18 protein-coding genes and 1 pseudogene are annotated in these 19,701 nt (G+C 46.3%); 8 read left to right on the forward strand and 11 right to left on the reverse strand.

Annotated elements, in window-relative coordinates:
* Positions 1-93 precede the first annotated feature (93 nt).
* Positions 94-1,008: an AraC family transcriptional regulator gene (locus C400_RS0101380; RefSeq protein WP_017425741.1), complete on the forward strand. Its 915-nt coding sequence runs from the start codon at positions 94-96 to the stop codon at positions 1,006-1,008.
* Between the two features lie 153 nt (positions 1,009-1,161).
* Here C400_RS0101380 and C400_RS0101385 read toward each other — a convergent pair whose 3' ends face one another.
* Entirely contained in the window at positions 1,162-2,250 is a 1,089-nt protein-coding gene (locus tag C400_RS0101385; protein ID WP_017425742.1) for a site-2 protease family protein, read from the reverse strand.
* 333 nt (positions 2,251-2,583) lie between these two features.
* Between C400_RS0101385 and C400_RS0101390 the strand changes: the two genes are divergently transcribed.
* Positions 2,584-3,534, forward strand: a complete 951-nt coding sequence (locus C400_RS0101390) for a macrolide 2'-phosphotransferase (protein WP_017425743.1) — start codon at positions 2,584-2,586, stop codon at positions 3,532-3,534.
* 165 nt (positions 3,535-3,699) lie between these two features.
* Positions 3,700-7,065, forward strand: coding sequence for a DEAD/DEAH box helicase (locus C400_RS0101395; protein WP_017425744.1), 3,366 nt, complete (start codon positions 3,700-3,702; stop codon positions 7,063-7,065).
* A gap of 114 nt (positions 7,066-7,179) precedes the next feature.
* On the opposite strand, the gene C400_RS0101400 is transcribed toward C400_RS0101395, so the two are convergent.
* From C400_RS0101400 to C400_RS0101410, 3 genes are all read right to left on the reverse strand, one after another.
* Entirely contained in the window at positions 7,180-8,139 is a 960-nt protein-coding gene (locus tag C400_RS0101400; protein WP_017425745.1) for a ring-cleaving dioxygenase, read from the reverse strand.
* A 38-nt stretch (positions 8,140-8,177) separates the two neighbouring features.
* Positions 8,178-8,804 carry a nitroreductase family protein gene (locus C400_RS0101405; protein ID WP_017425746.1) on the reverse strand — a complete coding sequence of 209 codons (627 nt, stop codon included), beginning with the start codon at positions 8,802-8,804 and terminating at the stop codon, positions 8,178-8,180.
* 119 nt (positions 8,805-8,923) lie between these two features.
* The gene (locus tag C400_RS0101410) at positions 8,924-9,295 is read right to left on the reverse strand and encodes an MmcQ/YjbR family DNA-binding protein (RefSeq protein ID WP_016819405.1); all 372 of its coding nucleotides are present in this window, start codon (positions 9,293-9,295) and stop codon (positions 8,924-8,926) included.
* Between the two features lie 477 nt (positions 9,296-9,772).
* Here C400_RS0101410 and C400_RS0101415 point away from each other — a divergent pair, with 477 nt between their 5' ends.
* The gene (locus tag C400_RS0101415; RefSeq protein WP_017425747.1) at positions 9,773-10,702 is read left to right on the forward strand and encodes a ketopantoate reductase family protein; all 930 of its coding nucleotides are present in this window, start codon (positions 9,773-9,775) and stop codon (positions 10,700-10,702) included.
* A 191-nt stretch (positions 10,703-10,893) separates the two neighbouring features.
* Here C400_RS0101415 and C400_RS28615 read toward each other — a convergent pair.
* Positions 10,894-10,995, reverse strand: a pseudogene (locus C400_RS28615) (flavoprotein); the annotation flags it as partial.
* Between the two features lie 139 nt (positions 10,996-11,134).
* On the opposite strand from C400_RS28615, the gene C400_RS0101425 reads away from it, so the two are divergent.
* A complete protein-coding gene (locus tag C400_RS0101425) occupies positions 11,135-11,671 on the forward strand; it encodes a VOC family protein (protein WP_017425749.1) in 537 nt (178 codons plus the stop codon).
* Between the two features lie 130 nt (positions 11,672-11,801).
* Here the strand turns inward: C400_RS0101425 and C400_RS0101430 are convergent, their stop codons facing one another.
* The 6 genes from C400_RS0101430 to C400_RS0101455 form a co-directional block, all read right to left on the reverse strand.
* Positions 11,802-12,809 carry an AI-2E family transporter gene (locus tag C400_RS0101430; RefSeq protein ID WP_013369319.1) on the reverse strand — a complete coding sequence of 336 codons (1,008 nt, stop codon included), beginning with the start codon at positions 12,807-12,809 and terminating at the stop codon, positions 11,802-11,804.
* Positions 12,810-12,864: 55 nt separating this feature from the next.
* Positions 12,865-13,281 (reverse strand): phosphate-starvation-inducible protein PsiE, encoded by a 417-nt coding sequence (gene psiE / locus C400_RS0101435; RefSeq protein ID WP_016819410.1) that lies wholly within the window; start codon positions 13,279-13,281, stop codon positions 12,865-12,867.
* An 88-nt stretch (positions 13,282-13,369) separates the two neighbouring features.
* Positions 13,370-13,864 (reverse strand): DedA family protein, encoded by a 495-nt coding sequence (locus tag C400_RS0101440; protein WP_016819411.1) that lies wholly within the window; start codon positions 13,862-13,864, stop codon positions 13,370-13,372.
* A gap of 22 nt (positions 13,865-13,886) precedes the next feature.
* Positions 13,887-14,396: a CDP-diacylglycerol--serine O-phosphatidyltransferase gene (gene pssA, locus C400_RS0101445; protein WP_025363970.1), complete on the reverse strand. Its 510-nt coding sequence runs from the start codon at positions 14,394-14,396 to the stop codon at positions 13,887-13,889.
* Positions 14,397-14,420: 24 nt separating this feature from the next.
* A complete protein-coding gene (locus tag C400_RS0101450; protein WP_017425751.1) occupies positions 14,421-16,190 on the reverse strand; it encodes a sensor histidine kinase in 1,770 nt (589 codons plus the stop codon).
* A complete protein-coding gene (locus C400_RS0101455; protein WP_016819414.1) occupies positions 16,187-16,867 on the reverse strand; it encodes a response regulator transcription factor in 681 nt (226 codons plus the stop codon). Before C400_RS0101455 ends, C400_RS0101450 begins: the two co-directional genes overlap by 4 nt.
* A gap of 213 nt (positions 16,868-17,080) precedes the next feature.
* Between C400_RS0101455 and C400_RS0101460 the strand changes: the two genes are divergently transcribed.
* The 3 genes from C400_RS0101460 (at position 17,081) to C400_RS0101470 (ending at position 19,700) form a co-directional block, all read left to right on the forward strand.
* Positions 17,081-18,424: a glycoside hydrolase family 30 protein gene (locus tag C400_RS0101460; RefSeq protein WP_017425752.1), complete on the forward strand. Its 1,344-nt coding sequence runs from the start codon at positions 17,081-17,083 to the stop codon at positions 18,422-18,424.
* 163 nt (positions 18,425-18,587) lie between these two features.
* The gene (locus C400_RS0101465; RefSeq protein WP_016819416.1) at positions 18,588-18,983 is read left to right on the forward strand and encodes a winged helix-turn-helix transcriptional regulator; all 396 of its coding nucleotides are present in this window, start codon (positions 18,588-18,590) and stop codon (positions 18,981-18,983) included.
* 270 nt (positions 18,984-19,253) lie between these two features.
* Positions 19,254-19,700 (forward strand): hypothetical protein, encoded by a 447-nt coding sequence (locus tag C400_RS0101470; protein WP_017425753.1) that lies wholly within the window; start codon positions 19,254-19,256, stop codon positions 19,698-19,700.
* Position 19,701 lies beyond the last annotated feature (1 nt).

Genomic DNA, 19,701 nt, shown 5'->3' on the forward strand with positions numbered 1-19,701 from the left:
AACACTTGTAAGCGCTCTTTTATTATAGATAAATGTTAGGTACAATGAGATTGTCTAAGCGGTGTAAAATTTGCCCTAATCGAAGGTGATCTGATGATATTAAATCCAGATGTTGATCCAGCTCTATTCCATGGTTGCCAATGGTTGCCCATTATTGATTGGAATGTGAAGTTTTTTGGTGCCCATATTCACCGGGTCAAAGCGGATTGGTGCATGCCTGAGGAGTCCCATATCGGTTTTGAAATTGCACTCATTCTAGAAGGTCGTCAGGAAACGATGATGGAGAATAACGTATACTCGGTGGGGGAAGGCGATATTTTAATTATTCCGCCGGGGTTCAAGCATGTGAGCCAGTGTGTATCCCCTGATGGAATGTATTATTTTAGTACCCATTTTAATGTCGATGATCCATTGTTCCGTCAAGAGATGATTAAAAGCAATCAGCTCTTTTTCCCGGCAGGCACTGAAACCAATACCAAGCTGCAGAAAGTTGTCCATAGCTGGATCAGCATGGTGCGGGAGAACGGAGAATATACGACAGCGGACCGCTTTCGCATGCAGATTGCTTTGTTCGAGCTATTCGGAATATTCTCGCAAATGATTTCTACGGGATTGGAGCCGAGAATTGCACCTTCATCCGTTCAATATGCCAAGGCCATTATGGAAGCTATTCAATCGAGGTTCAAACCTTATCGAGAGGATGAATCTGGCGAGCAGACGTTCCGGCTTGAAGATGTGGCGGCTTCCCTTGGAATCAGTCCGGGCTATGCCCAGGAAGTGTTCCGCAAGGTTTACGGCTATTCACCACGTCACTATCTATCGGAAACCAAGCTACATGAGGCTAAGGTGCTGATCCAGCAGCCCAATCTACCGCTAAACAAGGTAGCTTCCCTACTGGGATACTCCAGTCTGGCTCATTTCAGCAGACAGTTCAAGCGCTGGACAGGCACCAGCCCACTTAAGTACCGCCAGACGTTAAAACCGATTACTGATGAGCAGAGGAGCTAGAATAAGGAAGGATAGCAATGGCTCCACTGCGTTAATCATATGAAAAAGAGCGCGACACCCTATATTCGGCTGTCGCGCTCTTTCTATTTTATTTTCTAATGAGTTTCATTGCCTTAATAATCTAAATTGATGGTGAAGTTCCTATCCTGCGAATCATAGCCTGATATCTCCTATGTGCTGGTGTACAACATACATCATCCCTATCAGGAATAAGGCCAAGCCCATATAACCGATACCGAATTTCCAGCGTGATGATGCGGGTACTTCGTAATATTTATCATTTTCAAATGGAATGTAGTCAATCCCACACAGCAATCTGAGCTGATACGCATCCGGGGTAGGTAGATGTTCTACACCGTTCAGCCATACATGCTGGACAAGACATTGCTGTGGCAGCAGAAGCGTATGCTCCACATCCAAACTCTCCATATATACCGTTACATATTGCTGCCCTTCCAGATCCGAGTAGGTATTAAAGGATAATCTGCGCGTATGCTCCGGTCCAGGCAGCGGATATCCTTGCTCATATAAATGCTGTACGTTAACCAGCGGCTTCTGTAATAACGACTGAACTTTGACGCCTTCTTTATTGCGTTTGACATATTTTTTGTATAAATCATAGGCAAATAGTGCCCAAATAAAGAAAAATAGAATGGATTTCAAATACACGATCACTACAATCCCACCCAGTAGACCCACCAGCCATAACCAGCGTGTCACTGCTGTAGAAATCCGTCCTCCATCAAGCGGATGAATCGGCAGCAAATTGATCAGGTTCAGGAAAAAACCGATATATGCTAGTGCATACAAAAGTGGACTGTCTGTTGCATACGCTCCTGCGTATACGGCCATAGCCCCAACTGTCCCCAATAACGGGCCGCCCATGGCCACGTAAGCCTCTGTCTGGGCATCCAAAGGCTGTCGTTTCATGGTGATTAACGCACCGAGAAATGGAATAAATAACGGTGTCGACACCGGAAGCCCCTTGCGTTTGGCAGCCAATACATGCCCCAGCTCATGCACGAATAACAACAACACGAACCCAACCGCAAATCCCCACGGGTATATAATCGCATACGTGCCAATCGTAAACGCCATAGATATCAGCGCACCGCCAAATTTACTGAATTTTAAAAGGGCAAGTAACGATTTGCCTTTCAGCAGGAGCAATGCTGCTGCACTACCAAGATACCATTTGGATGAGCCGGATTTGGAATCGGTCTTATTGTCTTCTTTTTGCAAACGTATCCGTCTCCTTTCTCTAATACTTCCATTGTATCCTGCAATGTGCAGCTTGTAAAAACTTCTCTAGTCCACAGATAAGCGAACTGGGGAAGCCATGTACATTATTCCGCATATTGTAGACATCCTCCAATGTCGGATGGTATATTAGGGCTGGGTTAGATACCCTATTTTGTAAAAGGAGGTTTGCTCATTCATGTGTACTCACTACATGCGTCTCAGATAAAAGGCTAGACTTCTCAATGAAGCTAAACCCGTTTTTTACATGAAGGGTTGAAGCTTGTTTAAGTTACCTTTTTTAAGACCAAATCTGAACAATGAGGTGTGTTTCATATGACTGAAAAGCGTCCCTTGACTAACCCGAATGACGTTAGCGATATATTGGCCCTTGCCCAAAACAATGGGCTTCACATACAACATGAAGGATTGGAACTCAATGAATCCGGGCTGGATTTCCGAGCCGTATTCGCCAAAGACATCCACGATACCCCTTGGGTTCTACGTACACCGCGACGAGCAGATGTGATTCAATCTGCCGCTTACGAGCACAAGGTGCTTCGGATGATTCGTGATACTCTTCCTATAGCGGTACCTGATTGGCAAATATATAGTCCAAAGCTCATCGCCTATCCTCAGTTGGGGGGAACTCCCGCTGCTACTATTGATATGGAAACAAAAAGCTATGTATGGTTCATCAACCCTGACGCTCTGACGGATAGATTCGTTGCTTCACTCGCTAAAGCCTTAGCCGCGTTGCACCGGATAGATTACCAACGGGCAGCTGATTTCGGTGTTCGCGTAAAGCAGCACGACGAAGTTCGGCAATTAATGGCTCAGCGAATGGAAGAAACACGGCGCGTCTTTGGTGTATCTGAGGAGCTGTGGCAACGATGGCAGGCGTGGCTAGCTGACGATAGCTACTGGCCGGCATATTCCGCATTTGTGCACGGCGATCTGCACCCAGGTCATATTCTAGTCTCTTCGAATACAGAGGTTACTGGAATACTAGACTGGACCGAGGCCGAAGTAGCTGATCCGGCAATTGATTTTACGAGTTACTATACTTTATTCGGAGAAGTAGAGCTTGCTCGTTTATTGAAGCTTTATGAGACAGTAGGCGGACGTGTATGGCCGCGTATGAGCGATCATATCGTCGAATTAACTTCAGCTTACCCTGTGCTTATCGCCGAATTCGCCCTTAAGTCTGGTCTGGAAGAGTATATGGATATGGCACGTAATGCGCTGGGAGTTCATGAGCAAGGAGAAGGGTTGCCCGACATATAATATAGCTGTAGCCACCTGGCAGACTTTGGTTCAATGACGGACCAAGACCTGCTTTTTTTCTTCTCTTCTTTTTCCTAAAGTTACGTTCCGCACTCCAGTGTCCTTCACCCGGTCTGTTCTGTTATCATGTAGAAAACGGAATAACTCAGGAAAGGATTACGAACCATGAGTTTTGAACTTACCCGGCGAGCGATCAGACAACTATGCAGTCAATCTGCTTATGACGACGGGGATGCCTATTATCGGGCCAAAAAGGTGGCCTTTACACAAATAGATCATAATGAAGGTGTGTATGAAGCTACAGTCAAAGGAAACGGCTTTTATGCCGTTGCTGCGATGATCCGGCCCAACGGCAGTATTCGCGCGGAATGTACCTGTAGCTCATTTCAGACCACCGGACGTTATTGCAAACATATTGCTGCTGTTCTCCTTAACGCCTATGATATGCGACGTGGAAAAAGTCTATCCGTACGCTCCTATGTCTCCAGACTTCATCCCGGCACTGCCCCAGATCCAGCGGGGAGCATGGGTTCAGACGGGATGTACACATCTACAGATACCCCCAATGAACACACTGCTAGAATTTCACGATCCTCTGGCATCACACAAGGGGATCTCCAGTTGACCGACAGTATGTTAAAACTATTCGGCCGCAAGAGACCGCTTCGCAGCACTCCTACGCTGCTGGATACTCGTGCGATCTTGGATTTTCAATTCGTCATCCGGCCTTTTGCCTACGGTTACCAAAAATATATGTTTGGATTGGAAATGAAGGCTGGACCCAAACGATTATACATCGTTCAGAAAATCCGTCCGTTTCTGGACAGTATCGACCGTGGGAATAGCTACATGTTCACGAAGAGCTTCTCTTACGAGCCTGAGCTGTACCGCTTCCGAGCTGAACATGATGCGATCCTACAGCAATTATCCCAGGTATGCCATCAGGAGCGCATGATTCGGGAAACCTCAGGCACGTATTCAGCCTCCGGCAGTCATATGAGTGGCGAGCGAATGCTTCTCATCCCGCCTGCCGCTTGGGATAGGCTGTTCCCCTTGCTGACAGCAGCACAGGGCGTCTATTTTGAAATTCACGGTAACATGAGCGAAGGTATTCCTCAGTCCGACCTGATGCTTCCGCTGCAATTTGAATTTGATGAGGCCGAATCCACAAGCGAAGGCTACCAGTTAAGCATTCAAGGATTAGATGACTTGACCATCATGGAGGACTACGGTGTCGTCATTGCCGATGGCAAGCTTGTCAAGCAGAAGGATGATTCCTTACGGCGTTTGTCCGAGCTAAAACGAATGGTCGAGGTACATCACAGACGAGCAGTCCAGATCGCACCAGAACAGATGGAAGCTTTTATGGATAAGGTCGTGCCCGGGTTAATGAAGCTCGGACGTGTCCATATGACCCGTTCTGTCTCAGAGCGGGTCGCCCAGCATCCGTTGAAGGCCAAGCTGTATCTGGACAGGGTAAGAGACAAACTACTGGCAGGATTGGAATTCCAATATGGAGACATCATCATCAACCCGTTGGAAACAGATGCACGAACGCCAGGTAACGACCGGATTCTGATACGTGATGGGGAACAGGAGCAACGGATTTTGGAACTGATGGAGCATAGCTCCTTTGCCAGAACAGACAGCGGATATTTTATGGAAGATGAAGATGCAGAGTATGACTTTTTGTACCATACGGTTCCACAACTGGAAAAGTTGCTGAACGTCTATGCCACGGGTGCAGTCAAATCGAAAATCAATAATACCCTGCCTGTCCCAAGAATACGGGCGGAGTGGGATGAACGTACGGATTGGCTTGAATTTAAATTTGATATTGAGGGTATACCGGAATCGGAAATTCGCAAGCTGCTCCAATCATTGGAAGAAAAACAGAAATATCACCGTCTGCCGAATGGTGCCCTGCTGCCACTGGAAACAGAGGAGTACAAGGAATTAATTCGGTTCATGAACGAAACAGGTATCCGCAAAAGCGATCTGGATGCAGCGCAGATTCGAATCCCGGTCACGCAGGGTCTGTATTTAATTGATCCTCACGATCATGTAAAAAGCCTGACCTTGGGTAAAACCTTTCGCCAGCTGCTAGAAAATATACGCAATCCTGACCATCTCGACTTTCCAGTACCCGTCACGCTTGCTCCAATCTTGAGAGATTATCAGGTCTATGGTTTTCAATGGCTTAAGACCTTAGCACATTACCGTTTTGGAGGTATTTTGGCAGATGATATGGGGCTGGGCAAAACACTGCAAAGCATTGCCTTCCTCGTCTCTGTATTGCCGGAAATTCGCAGTCAGCAGCTTCCAGCCATGATCGTGTCCCCTGCATCACTGGTGTACAATTGGCGGAATGAACTGGAGAAATTCGCCCCGCATATCCGCGTCATTATTGCTGATGGCAGCCCGGAGGAACGGAGCCGAATTATACGGGATGCCACCAGCTATGACGTTATTATTACTTCCTATCCGCTGCTGCGACGCGATGCGGATGTGTACAGCAAGCCATCGTTTCATACGCTCATTTTGGACGAAGCGCAGGCGTTCAAGAATCATGCTACCCAGACGGCACAGGCCGTTAAGGATGTACAAGCCCGTTACCGTTTTGCCCTGACAGGAACGCCAATCGAGAATACATTGGAAGAACTTTGGTCCATCTTCGACGTTGTATTTCCTGAGCTATTTCCCGGCGGAAAAAGAGCGTTTCACAACCTGCCTCGAAATGTGATTGCCAAGCGAGTTCGTCCGTTCCTGCTGCGTCGTCTGAAGGGTGATGTACTTAAGGAACTGCCAGAGAAAATCGAATCCGTGCAGGTATCTCGGCTCCTGCCGGAGCAAAAAAAGCTGTACACAGCTTATCTGGCCAAGCTCCAGCATGAAACGTTGAAGCATCTTAACGAAGAAGGATTTCAGAAAAATCGGATCAAAATTCTCGCAGGTCTGACCCGACTTCGGCAGCTCTGCTGTCATCCGGGATTATTCATCGAAGGATATACGGGAAGCTCGGCCAAATTTGAACAACTGCTGGAGATTATTACGGAATGTCTCAGCTCCGGGAAGCGGATGCTCATTTTTTCACAGTTCACCACGATGCTTCAAATGGTCGGACGTGAGCTTTCTCGTGAGGGGGTCCCCTACTTTTACCTGGATGGACAGACTCCCGCCCCCGAACGAGTCGAGCTGTGCAGTCGCTTCAACGAAGGAGAACGCGAGCTGTTCCTGATTTCCCTCAAGGCAGGAGGTACGGGTCTGAACCTCACCGGCGCAGATACCGTCATTCTATATGACCTGTGGTGGAATCCCGCTGTAGAAGAGCAGGCTACCAACCGTGCACACCGAATGGGCCAGAAAAAAGTGGTGCAGGTTATTCGGCTCGTCGCCCAAGGTACAGTAGAGGACAAAATGTATGAGCTACAGCAAAAAAAGAAAAATCTGATCGACCAGGTCATTCAGCCGGGGCAAGAAAGCCTTTCAGCACTGACCGAACTGGAAATTCGTGAGCTGCTCATGATCTAAACAGCTCTTCCACGCTTATTTTTACACTAATGACATTCAGATACCAAAAGGTCCAATGAGGGTGGAAATCTTCCTGCATTGGACCTTTTGGTGTTCCGTATGTGATTGTCCAGCTTAAACCGATTCATCCTGTTGGAGTACTCTAGGTTCGATGGGAACCAGATTAGACTCAATCTCGGCGCGCTGAGGCTCATACCATTCAGGCAGCATCAGCTTGTGCCCCAACTCATTCAATTCCTCATCCACCGTAAATCCGGGCGGATCGGTTGCGATCTCGAATAGAATACCGCCTTGCTCGCGGAAGTATACGGCATTGAAGTATTGTCGATCTACAATGCCACTGGTCCCAAAACCATGCTGACGAACCCACTCGTCCCACGCCTGATGCTCAGTATCGTCCTGCGCGCGCCACGCAATATGGTGAACCGTACCGGCGCCGCCGTTCCCCCATGGTACATCTTTGACCGGAATGTCGATCAGGTTGCCTAGATCCCCAGTCGTCTGATAACGGATATAGCCTGCATCTGCGTCTTCTCCGATGGGAGTCATGCCCAGAACATTCTCCAGCACGCCTTGGGTGTGCTTGGAATCCGCACTGTAGAGCACTGCTCCTCCAAAGCCCTTGATCGCTTTATTTGTAGGCACGCCTCCGGCTGTCCACGTATTCACCGGGCCTTCCTCGCGCTCCACCAGTTCCAGATGCAAGCCCTCATTGTCTCGGAACTGGATGAATGACTCGCCAAAACGAGTAGCCTTCGTGAAAGACACCTTCAAGCTATGCAGACGGTTTTCCCAGTAATCCAGCGAGCCCGGCGGCACGACATACGTCGTAATCCCGACCTGTCCGCCTCCAATTTTACCCTTGCGTGTACCCGGAGCCGGAAAAAAGGTAATGATCGTGCCCGGGCTGCCTTTTTCATTCCCAAAATACAAGTGATATACTTCTGGAGCGTCAAAGTTAATTGTCTTTTTGATCAATCTCAAACCAAGCACACCTGCGTAAAAGTCAACATTGCCCTGCGGATCGCCTGCAAAGGACGTAATATGGTGAATTCCAGCGGTTTTCAAAGACATCTCAATCACTCCTTAATGAACATGATGATTTACAAATTTCAAAATCCATTGTAGCTAACAAACTGTCCAACCGGCTTGCGATATCCTCTTGCCCGTTGCCCCGATTCGTCCTCTTTCCCCAAGGTGATCATCATCACAGGCACAAATTGCTCGGGGATATTCAATACTTCCTGCACCATCGCCGGGTCAAAACCGATCATCGGGCAAGTATCCCAGCCTTTATCCTTGGCAATCAACATAAATTGCATAGCCGACAGGCTGGCATTACGAATCGCTTCTTCCCTCTGGAAGACAGGTCCCCGCTCGCGATAAAACTGAGTTACCGATTCTACGGTGCTATCATATTCCTGCTTGCTCAGAACGCCCAAATTCAGGAACCCTTCGTTGAGATCAGCTACCTTGGTATAAGCCTCTGTATCACCCAGCACTACAATAGTGGCCGAAGCGGTTAATATTTTATACTGCTTACTTGCCTCATCATGCAGCCTTTGTTTGATCTCTGCATCCTGCACTACGATATAACGCGCATGCTGTAAATTAAAAGCCGATGGAGCAAACTTCACCAGCTGAAATATCTCTTCCAGTTCTTTTGCATCTATAGTAACATCAGGAATAAATTTAGAAGCCGATCTTCTCTCTTGAATAACATTCACCAGTTCGCTCATATTCAGGTCCACTCCTTGATATTATTTTCAAATAAATTATCTTTAAATTAAGAATATATCTTTAGTGGTTTTCTGTCAAGTAAAACTATAAAAGTGTTACTAAGGGCTTCACCAGCCCTTTACAGATCCGTAGCCCGTATCCTCATCGTAATCGCTTCGCGTTGCGCTTTGGTTAAGCTTTTGAAGACCAGCTCATACGAATGGTCGATCATGCTGTACAAATCCTCCAACGGAAAGCTATTATCAACCTCTACCGTATTCCAATGCTTTTTATTCAAATGATAGCCTGGCTTAATTGCCTTGTTCTGCTGACGCAGGTTTTCTGCAATGACCGGATCACATTTCAGGGATACGTGGCTAATGCCATCTTTTTCAGTCAGGAGAGCAAACATCTTGCCCCCTACCTTTAGTACCAGGGGATCAGCTCCAAATGGATAATCCTTAACGGCCTCTTTTTGGCTCAGACCATACGCTACAATTTGCTCAAACACCAGCCTTCTCTCCTCTGCTCCAAGTTATCGGTCTATAAACTTATTTGCGCCCTATTATATCACCTTCATGCGCTTCATATATACTAGGTTCGTGCTTTATGGATACCATCGTATACACACTGTTCGGATTGGCTTTATATGGGACAGGAACCTGATATTCTGGTATACTTCCCTGAGAGGCTGTATCGATATATTCGAACGGTACTCTGGTAAGGTGTAATTTAATAAGTATAAGCGTGAGCCTATGGAGGTGAACTCGTTGGATTTTGCTCTGATCCGAAAGGACCGAGACAAAAGAACGGTCGCAAATTGACTCTTTTTTTGCCTTTCGGACCTTTTCAGCAATGTGCTGGAAGGTTTTTTGTTTTTCCAAAACCAAGGTAGGAAAGGATTTGAATGTATCATGACAAACTCGAAGGCGCTTAATGTTTTGCAACTAAAGGAAATGAAACAAAAAGTAAAGGCAGGTACCCTAGGATGCGGTTTCTAGTTGTGGGTGCAGGAGCTATTGGAGGCTATTTTGGGGGACGCCTGGTTCAAAAGGGGGAAGATGTAACCTTTCTCGTGCGCCCTTCCAAAAAGCTTCATTTGGCAGAAAACGGTCTGACGATTCAAAGTGTGCACGGAGATTTTCAGACACCGATCCAGGCTATTACCTACGGTGAAGCTGCTGAGCCATTTGACTGTATTATTCTCGCGGTCAAAGCGTACCATCTGCCTCTATTGCAGCCAGACCTTGCGCCTTATATCGGCAAAGATACCATGATTCTTCCTTTACTTAACGGTTATGAACATTTTAAATCTTTGCGCGAATATTTCGGAGCTGAAAAAGTGCTGGGTGGGCTTTGTTATATCGAAACGACGTTAAATCACAAAGGCTCTATCGTTCAGACAAGCCCGTTCCACCGCATTGTTTTTGGGGAATGGGATGGAGCAAATTCAGAGCGTGCGCAACTACTATGTAGCCATCTTGATCATGCAGGCTTCACCGTCACACACAGTCATGACATTCAGCGTGAAATTTGGCAGAAGTATATATTTATTGCCAGCATGAGCGGAATCACAACCCTCATGGGTAGCTCCGTCGGAGCTATACTCGCCACGCCCGAATCGCGTGCAATCTATGAAAGGCTACTGCATGAGATCGTCACACTTGCACGCAACGCCGATATGCCTATTCATTCAGAAATGGAAGTTCATACGCTAAAAACGATGGATTCCTTAAAGCCTGAGATGATGTCATCCATGCAACGTGATATGCAGAAAAATCTACCGGTTGAAGCAAGTCATCTGCACGGTGCACTTCTGGCATTGGCTTCTGGCAGTAATGTCTCATATCCGATACTTGAAACGGTGTATGCCCGTTTAAAGGTCTATGAGAGCTTATTGAACACTTCTAACATTTAGATAACTGATGAATACCTGCCGTTGAATACGTAGTAGGTGGCCATCCGAAAAAGCAGATCCTTCTATGATGAAGGATCTGCTTTGAATTTTTCTATGCCTGTCCTCTGCATGCTTGCTCAAGCCCTTGAAGTAATGCTTCCAGCTCCTGTCTAGTTTCAGCATTTGTTATGGTGCCCTCTTGATTCAGCTTTATTTTCAGAAGCCAGTCCAATAACAGCCTTCATAAGCGCGGTATTGGAAGACTTTTGACGAAGACTCCCCGATATAGCCAATACCTTAATCTTTTGTCCCATCTATATCATCTCGTTTCCTTTAACAATATCTTATCTTGGATACTCAGTGTACTACAGTTAACTAGAGAATTAAAAAGTTGGTGGGTAAACATTAGATTATGGGTAAAAACAATAGATACGAGAAGGAGGAGACGTATACATGACCCCAAAACAACATCCCGTACGCGGAATAGATCATATTGGAATTACGGTACCTGACGTGGAACAGGCAACGACCTTTTTACAGAACGCCTTTGGGGCTGACATCTGCTATGATGCCCTCAACAAGCAGCAGCCTCCACAAGAAGGAGAACAAACAGAACAGCAATTAGGACTCAAACGAGGCGCACGTATCATTCATATTCGTCTGCTTCGCATCCATGAAGGACCTGGAATTGAGCTATTTCAGTTGGAAAACACCCCGCAAAACTTCGCTATCCAATTAGCAGACTATGGCCTACAGCATTTTGCTGTCTATGTGGATGACATGAACGCGGCGACGGCACGTTTTCAACAAGCAGGAGGAACACTCTTGTCCCCTCCGCATACGCTATCCGGTATTGAAACAGGGACAGGCAACCAGTTTGTATATGGAAGATCACCCTGGGGAACGATTATCGAGCTGATAAGCTACCCTGACGGTATCCGATATCCCCAAGGAAGTAAAACGTACCGTTGGACTCCTCCTGAACGATGATGAGCGTCAGCCATCTTTCCCATGAATAAAATGAAGAATACCAGAGAAAACAAAAAATGCCTGCGGCTTCGCAGGCATTCGTTATGAAAAATCAATGGTCACTACTATGTTCGTATCTGTCGTAAATAGATTAGGTATCCTTCTCTTGCTTGCGTTGTACCCCGATCAGGTCAAGGAAGAAAACAAACAACGGAATACCTACAATCAAGCCCCACACCCCAATCAGATGCTCAGAGAAGATCAATACAACAAAGGTAAAGAAGATCGGTAAATTGGTTTTGGATGACATCAGCTTCGGGTTCAGGAAATAGGCTTCAATCGCATGAATAACTACGATCAGAATAACCAAGTAAATCACATAATTGATTCCCCCGACGCTAAAAGCAATCAGACCGAGCGGGATCAGGGAAATGAATACACCCGCCACTGGCACCAACCCCAACAAGAATATAATGAGCGCGAGGCCGAGCAGATTGGGAAAACCCATAATCCAAAGAGCCGTCGTCGTCAATATACAGTTGATGAGTGAAATCAATAGCTGAGCTTCCAGCACCTTCCCGAATGTACCCAGAAACATGCGTCCAAAATGGCCCACTTCCTTGAAGAACCAACCCAGCTTACTATCCACAAACGTAGCTGTAAAGCGTGTAATATAGGATTTTTCCATCAGGAAGAACAAGCTCAAAATAATTGATACCAGCAGTTGTGTTCCCAGCTGGCTAATTTTCATTACCGCATTCCAGCCAGGCTCAAATAACCGCTGAACATTGAGCGTGTCCATAAATTCAATAATCGTTTCGTTCCATTGGTTACGATCAGGATACATATACGCTTGCTGAATCATGAGATACACCTGCTTGACCTGCACGCTGATTAGCGGCACCATTCGATAAACTCCCCACACGATAATCAGGATCAGCAACCCGTATACCAGTAGCAGCACGATCATAGGCGGTACATTGGCGAACCGCTTGATCAGCTTATTCACACCGTTATATATGCTGCCAATCAAAATCGTAAGCAGCAGTGTTAACAAAATAATATTCATCATGCTTCTTAACATGAAGAGCAGTAAAACGATTATCGCAAGGACGGCTGCCCGCCTGACGCCCGCATGATTCATCCAGTTTCTTACCATTCGTCTTTATTCCCTCTCTCCCACTTGACTGTCACCCTTGCAATCTTCCTCGGCATCAACTTTCTCTCTTTAACAACTTACTGTTAGCAATCAATAGAGAACCTACCATGACTAGGATAGCAATGGACCACCAGAATGTATTTTTAGCATCATCATGGTCCACAATAATGAGCCTGATGACGGCCGTAATCCCAATATAGATGAAATAACGTAATGGAAAATGAAAATTGGTTTTAAAGTACTTAACGATTAATGCAATGAATTCAAAATACAAAAAGAATACAAGCAGTTCTTCCGTGAATTCATAGTAATTTTTGTCGTCTTCTGTAGACAAGAACACATATGAAAATATGGCCCATGTTTCTTTTAGAAGTAAGAAGCTTAAAATCAGCCCGACCAGAAACAGCGAGATATTCAAGATCATTTGCAGAAAACCAGGTAACTTTTCAATATACTTCATTAATGCATTCAATACAGATCCCCTCACTGGTTGTACAGGTTCTTTTATTTATATTATCGGTGCAATACGTGAAAAATGCTACATTACTTTTGCGGTTACCTTAATGAAAGTTTATATTGGCCCCGGCAATGTAACCAATGGAGATAAAGATCAGTGTCCATACCAGAGAACCGGCGCTGGCCACCAGCATATATTTTCGTACAGGCATCGCGCTAATCCCCGACAAATAGCTTGTCGCATGTCTGACTCCTGGAATAAAATAACCGAACAAAATGGTCCACAATCCAAAGCGCGCAAACCACCCTTTTACCTTTGCAAACCGCTTTGGTGTCAGTCCTACCCACTTGCCGTGCTTATCTACCAGCGGCTGACCCAGCTTTTTGCCTAGCGTGTAGCTGATCATCATCCCTGTCATCGCCCCAATGAAACTGACTAATATAGACACGGAATAATTCAGTACCATGATAGAGGATAGGTAGCCGACAAACACCATAATAATTTCATCAGGAACGGGTAGCCCTATAATTCCAAGGGCAAGCAGTGCAAAAATAGCAATATATCCGTATTGTGTAATCATGCTGATGGCCCATTCCATAGAGGCGCCACCTCCTGACCGATTATTTTTTGAAGGACGGGAAGGGAATACGGCTAACCATCAGGAACGACAGCACCACCATGAGTGCCAGCAACAACCCCGGCTTCAAATGCTCACTCCATAAAAACATAAAGGACAAAACCACACCCGCAGCTGTAATGGGCATGCCCACAAAGCCTTTGCTAAAAGCCATCAGGTTGAATCTCGCCAACCTTACCGCACCGCATATCACAAACAACACGGCTACAAGCGGTCCTATCCAGTGGGTATCCCCCAGCTTGTACTGCAAGATTAGAAAAGCAGGAGCAACACCAAATGAGACCACATCCGCCAGTGAATCAAGTTGCTTGCCAAAATCACTGGAGCAATGCAGCAGCCTTGCCAGCAAACCGTCCAGTACATCCCATAAAGCAGCCACTACCACGAGGGTAAAGGCGGTCATATATTGCTCATGAATCGTGAAGTACAGGGATAACACCCCTGCCCCCAGGTTTGCAAGCGTGCAAAGTGAGGGCAACCAATTCCATTTCATACTTTTTAACTCCTTTGCCATAGCCTAGCCTCCGAATATAACGACAAAACGGACGCCGTCCTTGGTATTCTCCGCCATATAGCGGAATTCGTGTAAATCCAGAATTCGTTTAACGATCGATAGCCCGAGTCCTGTCCCACCTGTCTGGCGGCTGCGGGAGAGCTCGGCCCGGTAAAAACGATTCCATATCAGCTCCAACTGATCGTCTGGGATGGTCTCCCCCTTATTTTCAATGGAAAACGTATTGACTTCCCCAGAGCCTTCGATACGAATCGTGATCGAGCTTCCTTCCTCGGCATGCCGTATGGCGTTGACAACAAAGTTGATAATCACCTGTTCCATCCATCCTATATCGGCATGAATCGGCAGCTCATTGGCAGGAATAATGACCACTTCCAGCTGCTTCTCCTTCAACAGATGGAATAGCTTATCCACAACCTCCTCCACCAGCTCGCTCAAAATAAAGGTCGTTTTGCGAAGCTTGAGGGTTCCAGATTCCAATTTGGCAAGGTCCAGCATATCCTTGACCAATCGCTCCATTTTGTCCGCTTCCTCTACAATGACTTTCATATAATGATCCTGCTTCCCGGCGCTGACTCCATCTTGCAATCCTTCTGCAAACCCTTTGATAATACTTAGCGGGGTTTTCAGCTCATGAGAAGCATTGGCAAAAAAGTCTTGTTGCACAGCCTCCATTCTCTGCTTCTGTTCCATGTCCTCAACCAATTGCTGATTGGCCTCCTGAAGCTCGCGCAAAGCTGTGTCCAGGTTCTGGGACAGGGTATACATGCTGTAGGACAGGCTACCCAGCTCATCATTCTGCCGGATTGGCGTATGGGCTGTAAAATCGAGCTTGGCCATCCGCTTGGCGGTATTATTCAAAGTAATGAGCGGACGGGTTACCATTCGGGAATAGAACAGGGACAAAATCAGAATGAGTGCAAATCCGCCGATCCCCAGATACAGATAAAACCAGCGTAGAGCCTCATTCGTCTCACTGATTTCCTGCAACGATGTCACAGTGAACAAGAGGTCGATCTCGCCTGTGCTCTGACGAACAGGATGGACGATAACGGCATTTCGTACCCCTGTCCAAGGTTCCGTCCACTCTTCCTCCAACACCTCGAAATTTTTAAGTTTCTCCAGATGATCCTGGGATAAAGGAAACCATTCCTCCAGCGCACTATACAGCAGACCTTGGCGCTGACTCCATGTTTTCAGATCCGGCAGCACAATCTCTGTTACCGTACCGGACAGTCTTACACTGTCATCTGTGCTTGTCTCATCTGAAATTGATCCTATATTTTTGAAACCAAGCTTCTGTATGCCTGATGGATAAATTAAATAGGCAGAGGAGATGCCGTCAGTTCCCAACACCTCACCTTCAACGGTCACCGTGTCACCAGGCTGAATCCGGGCAGCTCTCAGTTCATCTCCGTATTCGCTCATAAACAGAGACAACGATATTTTAACGATTTTACCATCTGCTTTTCTGAGATTGATATGAAACGCATCATCCAGCTTTACTTTGCCGTCCAGCGTTACAATCGCCAGCTGGTTTTTATTCTGGAGCATAAAACGAGCTGCCTCACGCGAAACCCTGCCTGATCCCCAAGCTTCCTGGACATAACTTTGACCGAAGCTTTGCAAACGACTTTCCACACGCCCAATCTTCTGTTTCTGATAAAAATTTTCAAAAAACAGCAATTGACTTAAAATCACCATTCCGTAAAAACACAGGAAAAACACAACCGTCATAATGAACAACTTAAAGGTAACTCCCCGTTTGTTCATTCTTCCTCCTCGAACCTGTAGCCTGTACCAAAAACCGTGCGGATATGGCGTGATTCACGGCCCAGCTTACTTCTCAGCTTTTTGATATGCGTATCGACAACTCGTGTGTCCCCTTCAAAGTCGATACCCCACACCCGGTTCAGTATCGCCTCTCGTGAAACAACTATGCCTTTGTTATGTATAAGCAGCCGCAGCAGCTCATACTCCTTGGGCGTCAGCTCAACTTCCGCCTGATCCACTTCAAGCCGATGAGCCATCGTGTTGAGCATAGCACTGCCGAACCGCAAAATATGCGACTCCGGCTGCACATGTCCCTCTACCCGTTTCATCAGCGCGTTCGCGCGGGCAATCAGCACCTTGGGGCTGAAAGGCTTGGTCACGTAGTCATCTGCCCCCAGCTCAAAGCCCAATATTTTATCATCATCACCGGATTTGGCCGTCAGCAAAATAATCGGTACACCTGAATGGCTGCGTACCTGACGGCATACTTCCCAACCATCCAGTTCAGGCATCATAATATCGAGTATAATGAGTTCCGGCTGCACCGAATCAAACCAGAGGAGTGCATCTTTTCCATTGCCTGCTTCATAGACTTCCCAATTATTTTGTTTAAAATAATCCGCAATCACTTCACGAATACGTATTTCATCCTCCACGAGAAGAACTCTTTTATTCAAATCGACTTCCCTCTTTCGGTCATTCTAGGACAACAGCATATCAAAGAGATGTGTACTTTATGTGTTCTCGCCACTTCTTATTTACGGAAACTTCTCATCCGCAAATTTCACCTTGGATAAGGGCAAATTTGTCTTCGCTCAGACCATCTCTTCCCCTACGATCCTACCCTATAATAAGTAGAGATACAAAAAGATTGAACAGGAGGGGTACACATGAGCAATCAAACCATTCAGTGGTTTTCCACTTCCAAAGCTAATGCTTGGCAATCCCAAGCTCATCATTTGACCCAAACCCAAGAGAGTGCCAACCTAACCTTTACAGGAGAAACATATCAGCTTGTAGAAGGCTTTGGCGGCTGTTTTAATGAATTGGGTTATGTGGCCCTGAATCATTTGGACAGCGAAGAGCGGGATCAGGTGCTTCATGCTCTCTTTCACCCGGAGGGCGAGCACAAATTCACGATATGCCGACTTCCTATTGGAGCGAGTGACTACGCGCTGGAATGGTACAGCCATAATGAAACGGACGGCGACATAGAGATGAAGCACTTTTCCATTGAGCGCGATCAGCAATATCTCATTCCTTTTATTCGGGAAGCGTTACAACTCAATCCAGACTTGAAACTGTTCGCCTCACCCTGGAGTCCGCCGACATGGATGAAATCACCGAAAGCCTACAATTACGGAACGTTGCGCTGGGAAAAAGATATCTTGAAAGCGTATGCATTGTACTTTGTCAAATTTGTTCAGGCATACCGCGAGGCAGGCATTACGATTCATCAGGTTCATGTTCAAAATGAAGTCATTGCTGATCAGAAATTCCCTTCCTGCGTATGGACCGGAGAACAACTACGTGAATTTATTCGCGACTATTTGGGGCCTGCTTTTGAAGAACACGGACTGGATACGGAAATTTGGCTGGGTACTATTAACGCTCCCGATCCGTGGGAGGAATTAATGAAGAAAACTTCAACTGGCTTCGATGAGTATGCCCATACCGTATTGAGTGACCCCGAGGCCTATAAATATATAAAAGGTGTAGGCTATCAGTGGGCAGGTAAAAATGCCATTCAGCGTACCGTAGCCAGCTATCCTGAGCTTCGTTATATGCAGACCGAAAATGAATGCGGAAACGGAGAAAACTCATGGGACTACGCCAAATATGTATATAACCTGTACCAACACTACTTCACTAATGGCGTGAATGCTTATATTTACTGGAATATGGTTTTGGAACCGCGAGGCAAGAGCACATGGGGCTGGGAGCAAAATTCGATGATCACCGTTGATCCAGCAGATCGAAAACCTATGCTGAACCCGGAATATTACGTTATGAAGCACTTTTCTCATTTTGTATTGCCAGGGGCCAGACGCATTGGAATTCAAGGTTCATGGGCTGGAAATGCGGTTGCTTTTCAAAATACAGACGGACAAAGGGCTTTGGTCATCGCCAACCCGTTCAAGGAATCTCGCGTGCTGAATCTGTCTGTCGGAGAAATAACACACCGTTTGGGGCTGGAGCCGGAGTCCTTTAACACCATCGTTATTCCTTCTTAAACGTCGTAGATTTCTGGAAGCTTCCAGCCTGGCGCACATCATCAGATTGTGATTTCAGTCGATTCGTATCCCATCGTATGCATAGTTTCCAAAATGGATGTATCTCCTTTTGCGTACTGTAGTTATGCATAGTATACTTGGAATAACTACGGACAGGAGGTCGATGAACATCACAACTGTAAAAGACCGGATTGATTTGAAGCTGATTAATTGTGATAAAGAATTGACTCTCGCGGTCATCGGTGGCAAATGGAAGCTGATTATTTTGTGGCATCTGGGTATGGAAGGCACCAAGCGGTTCGGTGAATTGAAGAAGCTGATCCCCCACATTACGCAAAAAATGCTGACCAACCAATTGCGCGAGCTGGAAGAAGATCAACTCATTCTGCGTAAAGTCTATCCTGTCGTCCCTCCACATGTGGAATATTCACTGACGGAGCATGGCGAAAGCCTGATTCCGGTACTGCGAGCGATGTACGATTGGGGATCTAACTATCGCGAGAACGTGATCTGGAAAGAGGAAAAAGAAGAAGCAATTCAGGATGTAACACCCGTGTGATTCAGCTAAACAAGCATTTTGCATAATGCAGATATATATTTCTCGTAAAGACGACCCTGGGGTGACCTGGGGTTGTTTTTTGTAATATACAGACCATCGTCAAGATAATGAAAGAGACGGATACAAGTATCCGTTTCCATTGCCATTAAAATCCGTTTTCCGCTACATATTCTTGTTTTACGCTTATATTCATGATTTACATTACATCCGCTGTGACGTATGATTCTTCCATCCCTATTACAATGATCCCGAGAAGGAGGCCGTTCCAGTATGAGCCTGACGCTTGCCCAGCCCTCAACGCTGCAAACGACGCAATTATGCATTGGTTCCATAGCTATTATCCAATACGACCATCGTCAATTTCCTGATTCTGAACAGTATCAACACCATTGCTGCGGCTTGCTTACTATATCGTGTAACGGCGCTCAAGGCCTGGCGGAATATAAGCTGCCTGAAATTAAAGGCACCTTTGATCTCGTCCGCTGGGCTTCCGTATTTACTTTGCTCAAAGGTCTCTCCTTGACCGAGGCTGAACAATATATTAAGCACCACGCTGATCACTGGGGACCTGTTAAAACAGAGCTGGCACTATCTGCCCTATCCGATCTGACTGCCCATGCGAATTCGTACATTCTCTCCCCAACAGCGACCATCCTCCCCCCTCGGATTAGTCGTTCATATCTTATCGAGCATGGACTGGTCTACTATTCATTCTAGA

The sequence above is a fragment of the Paenibacillus sp. ICGEB2008 genome, assembly GCF_000307675.1.
GTDB classification, from domain to species: Bacteria; Bacillota; Bacilli; order Paenibacillales; family Paenibacillaceae; genus Paenibacillus; species Paenibacillus polymyxa.

Excerpts from the sequence above, each read along its gene's own strand:
- C400_RS0101380 (WP_017425741.1), top strand. The coding sequence starts at position 94 with ATGATATTAAATCCAGATGTTGATCCAGCTCTATTCCATGGTTGCCAA.
- C400_RS0101390 (WP_017425743.1), top strand. The coding sequence starts at position 2,584 with ATGACTGAAAAGCGTCCCTTGACTAACCCGAATGACGTTAGCGATATA.
- C400_RS0101395 (WP_017425744.1), top strand. The coding sequence starts at position 3,700 with ATGAGTTTTGAACTTACCCGGCGAGCGATCAGACAACTATGCAGTCAA.
- C400_RS0101400 (WP_017425745.1), bottom strand. The coding sequence starts at position 8,139 with ATGTCTTTGAAAACCGCTGGAATTCACCATATTACGTCCTTTGCAGGC.
- C400_RS0101405 (WP_017425746.1), bottom strand. The coding sequence starts at position 8,804 with ATGAGCGAACTGGTGAATGTTATTCAAGAGAGAAGATCGGCTTCTAAA.
- C400_RS0101415 (WP_017425747.1), top strand. The coding sequence starts at position 9,773 with ATGCGGTTTCTAGTTGTGGGTGCAGGAGCTATTGGAGGCTATTTTGGG.
- C400_RS0101425 (WP_017425749.1), top strand. The coding sequence starts at position 11,135 with ATGACCCCAAAACAACATCCCGTACGCGGAATAGATCATATTGGAATT.
- C400_RS0101430 (WP_013369319.1), bottom strand. The coding sequence starts at position 12,809 with ATGGTAAGAAACTGGATGAATCATGCGGGCGTCAGGCGGGCAGCCGTC.
- C400_RS0101440 (WP_016819411.1), bottom strand. The coding sequence starts at position 13,864 with ATGGAATGGGCCATCAGCATGATTACACAATACGGATATATTGCTATT.
- pssA (WP_025363970.1), bottom strand. The coding sequence starts at position 14,396 with ATGAAATGGAATTGGTTGCCCTCACTTTGCACGCTTGCAAACCTGGGG.
- C400_RS0101450 (WP_017425751.1), bottom strand. The coding sequence starts at position 16,190 with ATGAACAAACGGGGAGTTACCTTTAAGTTGTTCATTATGACGGTTGTG.
- C400_RS0101460 (WP_017425752.1), top strand. The coding sequence starts at position 17,081 with ATGAGCAATCAAACCATTCAGTGGTTTTCCACTTCCAAAGCTAATGCT.
- C400_RS0101465 (WP_016819416.1), top strand. The coding sequence starts at position 18,588 with ATGAACATCACAACTGTAAAAGACCGGATTGATTTGAAGCTGATTAAT.
- C400_RS0101470 (WP_017425753.1), top strand. The coding sequence starts at position 19,254 with ATGAGCCTGACGCTTGCCCAGCCCTCAACGCTGCAAACGACGCAATTA.